The organism is Microbispora sp. NPDC049633 (assembly GCF_040675265.1).
In the GTDB taxonomy this organism is placed as follows: Bacteria; Actinomycetota; Actinomycetes; order Streptosporangiales; family Streptosporangiaceae; genus Microbispora; species Microbispora maris.
Genome location: NZ_JBFAOO010000004.1, coordinates 87,278 through 93,976 on the forward strand (window position 1 = coordinate 87,278; position 6,699 = coordinate 93,976).

Consider the following 6,699-nt stretch of genomic DNA (forward strand, 5'->3'; position numbering starts at 1 on the left):
GGGAGCGCTCGACAGGGCGGCGTCAGCGTGTCGGGCCGGTCTCGGCGTACTCGGGCAGGAGTTCCCGGCGCAGCCGGGCCAGGTCGGGTCCGCTTCCGGTCGCCGTACGGCTGTAGCGGTCGGTGCCGTGCAGACCGCGCCAACCGGGCAGCCGCTCCTGGACGAGGTGCAGGAGACCGAAGTCCGGGCCGGAGGCGGCGCCGTTCGCGGCCGTCCGCAGGAACGCGGGGGCGGCGGCGAGCATGGCGTCGAGCTGGGCGTGGCCGTCCTCGACCTGCCGGGTCACCTCGTCGATCGCCTCCTGCCTGGTGCAGCCGGTCTCGTGGCGGAGCACCCTGACCAGGTTGTAGGGGGCGCCGATGGCCTCGTCCTGCTCCAGGGTCCGCAGGTCGTTCTCGGTGAGCGCGGTGGCCAGCCCCAGGTCGAGCGCCCGGCGGAAGAGCGGATGGTCGCGTACGGCCGGGTCGATTCGCCTGCCGTACGTCACCTCGAAGAGGTCCAGGGCGAGGCCGGGCCCGGCGCTGCGCAGGCGCAGCGGGAGCTGGTCGCGCAGGCTGGGGACGAACCCGCTGAGCCGATGGCACGCCTCGCGCTCGCACGCCTCCAGCCATTCGGCGAGGTGGTCGAGTGCGCGCGCCCGCCACGAGGGCGGCTGCGCGACGCGGATCCCCGCCCAGGCCTGGGCGAGAGCGGTGGCGACCGCCCCACCGGCCCCCGGGGCGTCGCCACGCCGACCGAGTTCGCCGAGCTCGCCGAGCTCGTCGAGTTCGCGGAGTTCGCGGATGAGAACGGTGAGCCGGTGCCGCAGCCGGACGACCTCCCCGGAGTCGGTGAGTTCGGGGTCCTCCAAGAGGTCGTCGAGCACGTAGCACACCAGCATCCACCGGGCCAGCGTCTCGACCTGCCCGGCGTCGGCGTCCGGCCACAACCGCGCGGCGGCCGACGCCATGCCGCTCCACCGCGGATGACGGGCCTCCTCCGGTGTGGCGGCGAGCCCGGTCTCCAGTAACCACGCGTCCAGCCGCTCCTGCACCCGCTCGCGCAACTGCCCGGCGACGCCTGCCGGAGAGGGGGACGGCGCGGGCACGGTGACGAGAGCCGGAGCGGCCGGCCCGCCCGTGTTGATGATCGACAGCGCGTAACCGGCCAGCGCGTCCCGTGAGCGCGGATCGCCGAGGCCCTCGAGCCGGCCGAGAGCCGCCTCCATGTGAACGTCGACGACCTGCCGGGCCTCGTCCACCGCCCCGCAGGACAGGACCAGGCGGCGGGCGGTCTCGGCCTCGGCCGCCGTCAGATCGCGGCGCAGCAGCCGGGCGAGCGCGGGCTCGCGGGCCAGGGCCCTGATCACGGGGAGCGTGTAGACGCCCTCCACGATGTCGGAGTTGGCCGGCTTCCCGAGACTCCAGGCCGTCGCGGTCAGGTCGAGGATGTCGTCGCGCACTTGATAGGCCATGCCGAGGTGCCAGCCGAACCGCCCAAGCGCGTCCTCCTCCTCCGGACCCCGCCCGGCCTGCATGGCGCCCAGGCGGCAGGCCAGGGACAGCAGCTCGGCGGTCTTGGCGCCGGTCACCTCCAGGTAGGCCTCCTCGGTGCGGGAGAGCAGGAAGCGGTCGGCGGTCTCGGCGATCACGCCCGAGCAGGCGCGTTCGCCTGCCTCCGCGGCCAGCAGTGCCTCGCGTTCACCCAGCTCGGCGAGGATCCGGCTGCCGTTGACCACCAGGAGGTCACCGGCGAGGACCGCCATGCGCGCGCCCCACACGCTGTTGACGCTCGGCCTGCCCCTGCGCTGCCGCGCGTCGTCGATGACGTCGTCGTGGTAGAGGGACGCCATGTGCAGCAACTCGACGGCCGCCGCGGCCCGTATGGCCCGGACGCCGGCGGCCCGGTCCGCACCGGCGAGCAGGTAGTACGACAGCAACGCCAGGGTGGGCCGGATAAGGCGGCCGAGGCCGCCCGGCGGCTGCCTGGTCAGCGTGGCCAGTTCGGGCCGGCCCGCCACCCCGGTCAGACCGAGGATCTCCCGCACCCGTCCCAGGTCGGACTCCACTGCGGGGAAGGACTGCGTTGTCATGGGTGGCTCCTGACGGGACTCACGGACGCCGGCTCACCGAGCGGCCGGTGGACACGCGTACGGGCAGCGAACGCGGAGACGCCGAGGGCCGCCGTGACCAGTGCCCAGCACACGGCCGGGCCCGCGGCGCTCCAGGGCACCGTGTCCAGGGCCACGGACGAGACGGCCCACTGCATCGGCCCGTAGTCGGGCAGGTAGCGCACGACGACGCTGGCCGCGGCCGGAGTGGCGAGCGGGCTCTGCAGGGCCAGGTCGATCGAGCAGATCACGGTGACGAGGACCAGACCGGCCAGATCGGTGGTCAGCACCGCGGCGAGCGCGATGCCGATCCCTCCGTAGATCAGCGCTCCACCGGCGAGGGCGGCGGTCAGCAGCAGGGGCTGCGCGGTGGGGTGGGTCAGGCAGATCAGGCCGGTCGCGTAGAGCGCGACGCAGAGCGCGACCACCACCAGGGCGGTGAGCTTCGCCGCGATCAGGCACAGCCGAGGGAAACCGGCCCGCACCAGCCGGCGGTCGAAGGACGCCGAGTCCAGGGTGGTCACGAACATCATGAACCCGGTGATCAGCGCCGAGATCTGCAGCGCCCCGGCGAGCTGGTTGAGGACGTTGGCCGGAAGGGTGACTGTCCGGCCGGCGGCCCGGAGGTGGAAGGGGAGCGCGATCTCCAGGGACAGGGCGTAGATGAGGATCGCCCACACCGGGATGAAGACCACGACGATCACCAGTGCCAGCCGGTTGCGCAGGTGCTCCACGAACGTCATGCGCACGGCGGTGGCGTAACAGGTCCAGTAACCCCTCATAAGGCACCGGTCCTGTCCGCGATCCTGTCCGCGATCCTGTCCGTGCCCCTGTCCGTGCCCCTGTCCGTGCCCCTGTCCGCGACCCGCAGCACGCCGCCCTCCAGCCGATGCAGGCTGTCGAGGCGCGCCGCGTCGTACGCGAGGTGGGAGACCACCAGCACCGAGCGGCCACGCGCGCGCAGGTCCTCGGCCAGGTCCCAGAACCGCACGTACGTCTCCCAGTCGAAGCCCTGGTAGGGCTCGTCGAGCAGGAGCACGTCCGGGTCGTGCATCAGGGCCAGGACGAGGTTCAGCTTCTGCCGCGTGCCACCGCTCAGCGTGGCGGGCCGGGCCCGGCGGGAGCCGGAGAACCGGAGGGCCTCCATCAGCTCCTCGGCCCCGCGCAGGTCGTCCAGGCCGTACGCGACCTGGAAGAACCGCAGGTGCTGCTCGACCGTGAACGCGTCGTGCAGCACCGTCTCCTGCGGGCAGTGACCCACGCGCCCGCCGTGGCGCACGGACCCGCCGTCCGGCCGCAGGTCGCCGGCGAGGACGCGCAGCAGCGTGGTCTTGCCCGCGCCGTTCTCCCCGACGATCCCCATCACCCGGCCGGGCGGCAGGTCGAGATCCACTCCACGCAGGACCGGGCCGCCCCGGTAGACCTTCCGCACGTCCCGCACCCGCAGCACGGGCTCATCCGACGGCATCGACTACTTCGGCGCGTCGACGGCGATGAAGGCGACCGTGCCGCTGCCCTGGACGCTGCTCACGCCCTTGCTCGAGCACTGGCTGACGTCCGACGTGGGAGCCGCCTTCCCGGCGATCCGCTTGCCCTTCATCTTCCCGTCGGCGACCTCGCCGACCAGCATCATGTCGCCCGGGTTGTACGCGTTGATCGCGTCGAGGTTGGGGCGGATCGTTGAGCCGCCCAGCGACTGCCCCTGGGCGTCCTTCCACGCGATGGTGCCCACGCCGGTGACGTTCTGCACGCCGGTGCAGGACGCCTGCGCGCTGCCCTGGAGGGTGGCCGTCCCCGAGCGGATGTTGGGGAAGCTGCCGTCGGGGGACGCGCAGCCGGTGAGCGTCAGGCCCCCCTTGGCGGTCACCGTGCGGGCCTCCTTGCCCACGGCCGGGTCGCTGGTGATCGGCTGGCTGGCGCTGGTGCTCACCGCGCAGGTCAGCACGGTGTGGCCGCCCGGCTGCTTCGGCGATGGGTCGGCGACCGGCCTGGTGCGCGCACCGCCGCCCGAGGCGCCCTCGGCCACCGACGGGACGACCGTCAGAGCCAGGCCCAGCACGGCCGCTCCCGCGGCGCCGAGACCGCAGGCCAGGTACGTACGAGATCGAGAAACGCTCATGGTTGTCCCCCCGGTTGATTGCCGACAGTAATCTACCTATCACAATCGGCAATGGCGAGGGTGGTGAGCCGACGCGCCCGACCCGCGAGCACCCCTGGCTGCGGGGTGGCCGGCTCAGGCGTTCGTGGAGGTGCCGGACTCCCAGCGCAGCAGGTCTCCCGGCTGGCAGTCGAGCGCCTCGCAGAGCGCGGCGAGCGTCGTGAAGCGCACCGCCTTGGCGCGGCCGTTCTTGAGCACCGCCAGGTTGGCGGGCGTGATCCCGACGCGGTCCGCGAGCTCGCCCACGGACATCTTCCGCTTGGCCAGCATCACATCGATGTCGACGATGATCGGCATCAGATCACTTCGTCCAGCTCGGCCTGCATCTGCGCCGCCTCGACGTCGCGGGCGACGGCCTGGTTGAGCAGCATCCGCAGCACGAGCACGACGAGCGCGACCCCGAGGGCCGCCACGCCGACCCCGCCGACCAGGAGGACCACGCCCGGGGGAACGGCCTCGCCCGGCGCCAGGACGAACCCGAGCGCGAAGATCAGGAGGGCGGCCGCCACGAACGCGCCGATCACGACGTCCACGTAGCGGAAGGCGGCGTGGGAGAACACCGTGTCGCGCCGCACCATCGTGACCAGCCGCCAGACGCAGACCAGGACGACCTCGACCGTCACGACGCCCAGCACGGTGATCGCGAGGAACGGGAAGCGCAGATACGCGTACTCCGGGTCGAGCCCCTCCAAGTCGGAGGCCAGCAGCGGCACCATCACCGTCTGCACGAACACCGAGCCCGCGAGCAGCGCCACGAGCACGGCCCGCAACGCGAGCACCGTCAGCCTTTTCATCGCCTCTCCTTCCATCGAAGCACGATAAGAATCTATCGATATTCGATAGGTAGGGCAAGATGTGTCCTCGCCGCCGCTGATGAGCGCGCCACGGGGTCTCCCGGCGCCGTACGCGCTGGGCGGCGTTCGCCGGACCCGGGAAGCCGATTATGCGGGAGTGGCGGACGCCAGCCGGTCGGCGAGATTCTGGAGGGTGGCGGCGATCTGGATGTTGGTCCGGTAGTCGTCGCCCATGCGGACGATCACCGTCCCGGTGGCCGGGGACACCACCATGATCTGACCGTGTGCGCCCATCGCGGCGAGGTCGCGTCCGCCGTCGCCCCGGGGGAGGATCCACCAGCCGTTGCGGTATCCGACGCTGATGCCGGCGAAGGTGGTCACCGGTTCGCGGCCGGCCGGGTCGAGGCTGCGGTCGAGGAACGCCCGGGGCGCCACCCGGCGGCCGGCGACCCGGCCCCCGTCGAGCATGAGCTGACCGATTTTGGCCAGGTCGCGGGCGGTCACCACGAGGCCGCTCTCGTGATAGGGGAATCCGTGGTCGTCGACGCACCATTCGGCGGGATGCTCCGCACCCAGGTCGTCCCACAGGCGTTGCAGCGGCTGCCCTGTGAGCGGCGTGCCGGTCAGTCGCCGATACGCGAGGCCGACGAGGTTGGGCGCGTAGTCGTTGTAGGTGAACGACCCCGGCGGGCTCGCGATCTCCGGCCGCCGGACGATCGTCGCGGCCAGGTCGGTCGCGTAGTAGACCGACGGATAGTCCCGGTTGACCCAGGGAAACGAGATGTCGTCGGAGAAGGCGATGCCGGAGCGCATATCGATCAGATCGCCCAGGGTGACGGCGGAGAACCGGGCATCCCTGGCGTGCAGTTCGGGCGCGACCCTGGTGATGGGCATGCCGAGTCCGGAGATCGTGCCGTCCGCGACGGCCCGGGACACGAGCAACGAGATCACCGTCTTGGACACCGAGAACGCGGCGGCCGGGCGATCGGGCGCTCCGCCGTTGCCGTACCACTCGCACACAAGCCGGCCGTCGTGCACGACGACGATGCTCTGCGCGTTCCGGCTGGGCAGCGAGTCGCGGATCGGGCAGTCGCCGGTCGCCTGCCACGGCCGGGGTGTGGTGGCCGCGTGCACCGAGCTGTGCTTCTTCCACTCGACGTCGGTGATGCCCGAGTCCTGGCGCACCAGCACCCGCACGGCGTACGTGGCGTCGCCGCCGGCCATGATCAGCAGGAACACCGTGACGAGCGCGACGACGGACAGGGGGAGGATCCAGGCGGTGTGCCGCGGCACGCGGCGGACATGCGGTCGCACAGCGTAAGTTTATGCCATATACATACAACGGTGGTGGGAGGTACCGGATGCCACGCCCGAAGACGATCGACCGGGCGGCGATCGTGGCTGCCGCGCTCGACGTCGCCGACGCCGACGGCGTCGCGTCCGTGAGCATGCACACGGTCGCCAGACGACTGGCGGTGACGCCGATGGCGCTCTACCGGCATGTCGCGAACAAGGCCGATCTGCTCGACGGCGTCGTCGAGCTGCTGATGGCTGAGATCATGGACGACGTGCCGGCGCCGGAGCCGGCCGCCGGGCGCGACGCCTGGCTGGACGCGCTCGTCCGGACAGCCGACCGTGCGCGGGCGGTGGCGTCCCGG

8 protein-coding genes are annotated in these 6,699 nt (G+C 72.0%); 1 reads left to right on the forward strand and 7 read right to left on the reverse strand.

Annotated elements, in window-relative coordinates:
• Nucleotides 1–22: 22 nt before the first annotated feature.
• The 7 genes from AB0J39_RS02575 to AB0J39_RS02605 all read right to left on the reverse strand — a co-directional run bounded on the left by AB0J39_RS02575 (nucleotide 23) and on the right by AB0J39_RS02605 (nucleotide 6,355).
• Complete coding sequence (locus tag AB0J39_RS02575) at nucleotides 23–2,071, reverse strand: polyprenyl synthetase family protein (protein WP_363461037.1); 2,049 nt, start codon at nucleotides 2,069–2,071, stop codon at nucleotides 23–25.
• Nucleotides 2,068–2,871 (reverse strand): ABC transporter permease, encoded by an 804-nt coding sequence (locus AB0J39_RS02580; RefSeq protein ID WP_363461039.1) that lies wholly within the window; start codon nucleotides 2,869–2,871, stop codon nucleotides 2,068–2,070. The genes AB0J39_RS02575 and AB0J39_RS02580 overlap by 4 nt, the downstream gene beginning before the upstream one ends.
• Complete coding sequence (locus AB0J39_RS02585; RefSeq protein ID WP_363461041.1) at nucleotides 2,868–3,557, reverse strand: ABC transporter ATP-binding protein; 690 nt, start codon at nucleotides 3,555–3,557, stop codon at nucleotides 2,868–2,870. The genes AB0J39_RS02580 and AB0J39_RS02585 overlap by 4 nt, the downstream gene beginning before the upstream one ends.
• A 3-nt stretch (nucleotides 3,558–3,560) precedes the next feature.
• Nucleotides 3,561–4,208 carry a hypothetical protein gene (locus AB0J39_RS02590; RefSeq protein WP_363461043.1) on the reverse strand — a complete coding sequence of 216 codons (648 nt, stop codon included), beginning with the start codon at nucleotides 4,206–4,208 and terminating at the stop codon, nucleotides 3,561–3,563.
• Between the two features lie 114 nt (nucleotides 4,209–4,322).
• Nucleotides 4,323–4,544 (reverse strand): helix-turn-helix transcriptional regulator, encoded by a 222-nt coding sequence (locus AB0J39_RS02595; protein WP_363461045.1) that lies wholly within the window; start codon nucleotides 4,542–4,544, stop codon nucleotides 4,323–4,325.
• Nucleotides 4,544–5,041 carry a DUF2975 domain-containing protein gene (locus AB0J39_RS02600; protein WP_363461047.1) on the reverse strand — a complete coding sequence of 166 codons (498 nt, stop codon included), beginning with the start codon at nucleotides 5,039–5,041 and terminating at the stop codon, nucleotides 4,544–4,546. The genes AB0J39_RS02595 and AB0J39_RS02600 overlap by 1 nt, the downstream gene beginning before the upstream one ends.
• A gap of 147 nt (nucleotides 5,042–5,188) precedes the next feature.
• Entirely contained in the window at nucleotides 5,189–6,355 is a 1,167-nt protein-coding gene (locus AB0J39_RS02605) for a serine hydrolase (protein ID WP_363461049.1), read from the reverse strand.
• Nucleotides 6,356–6,402: 47 nt separating this feature from the next.
• Here AB0J39_RS02605 and AB0J39_RS02610 point away from each other — a divergent pair.
• On the forward strand, nucleotides 6,403–6,699 hold a 297-nt coding region (locus AB0J39_RS02610), incomplete at its 3' end, for a TetR/AcrR family transcriptional regulator (RefSeq protein WP_363461051.1).

Excerpts from the sequence above, each read along its gene's own strand:
- AB0J39_RS02580 (WP_363461039.1), bottom strand. The coding sequence starts at position 2,871 with ATGAGGGGTTACTGGACCTGTTACGCCACCGCCGTGCGCATGACGTTC.
- AB0J39_RS02590 (WP_363461043.1), bottom strand. The coding sequence starts at position 4,208 with ATGAGCGTTTCTCGATCTCGTACGTACCTGGCCTGCGGTCTCGGCGCC.
- AB0J39_RS02595 (WP_363461045.1), bottom strand. The coding sequence starts at position 4,544 with ATGCCGATCATCGTCGACATCGATGTGATGCTGGCCAAGCGGAAGATG.
- AB0J39_RS02585 (WP_363461041.1), bottom strand. The coding sequence starts at position 3,557 with ATGCCGTCGGATGAGCCCGTGCTGCGGGTGCGGGACGTGCGGAAGGTC.
- AB0J39_RS02575 (WP_363461037.1), bottom strand. The coding sequence starts at position 2,071 with ATGACAACGCAGTCCTTCCCCGCAGTGGAGTCCGACCTGGGACGGGTG.
- AB0J39_RS02600 (WP_363461047.1), bottom strand. The coding sequence starts at position 5,041 with ATGAAAAGGCTGACGGTGCTCGCGTTGCGGGCCGTGCTCGTGGCGCTG.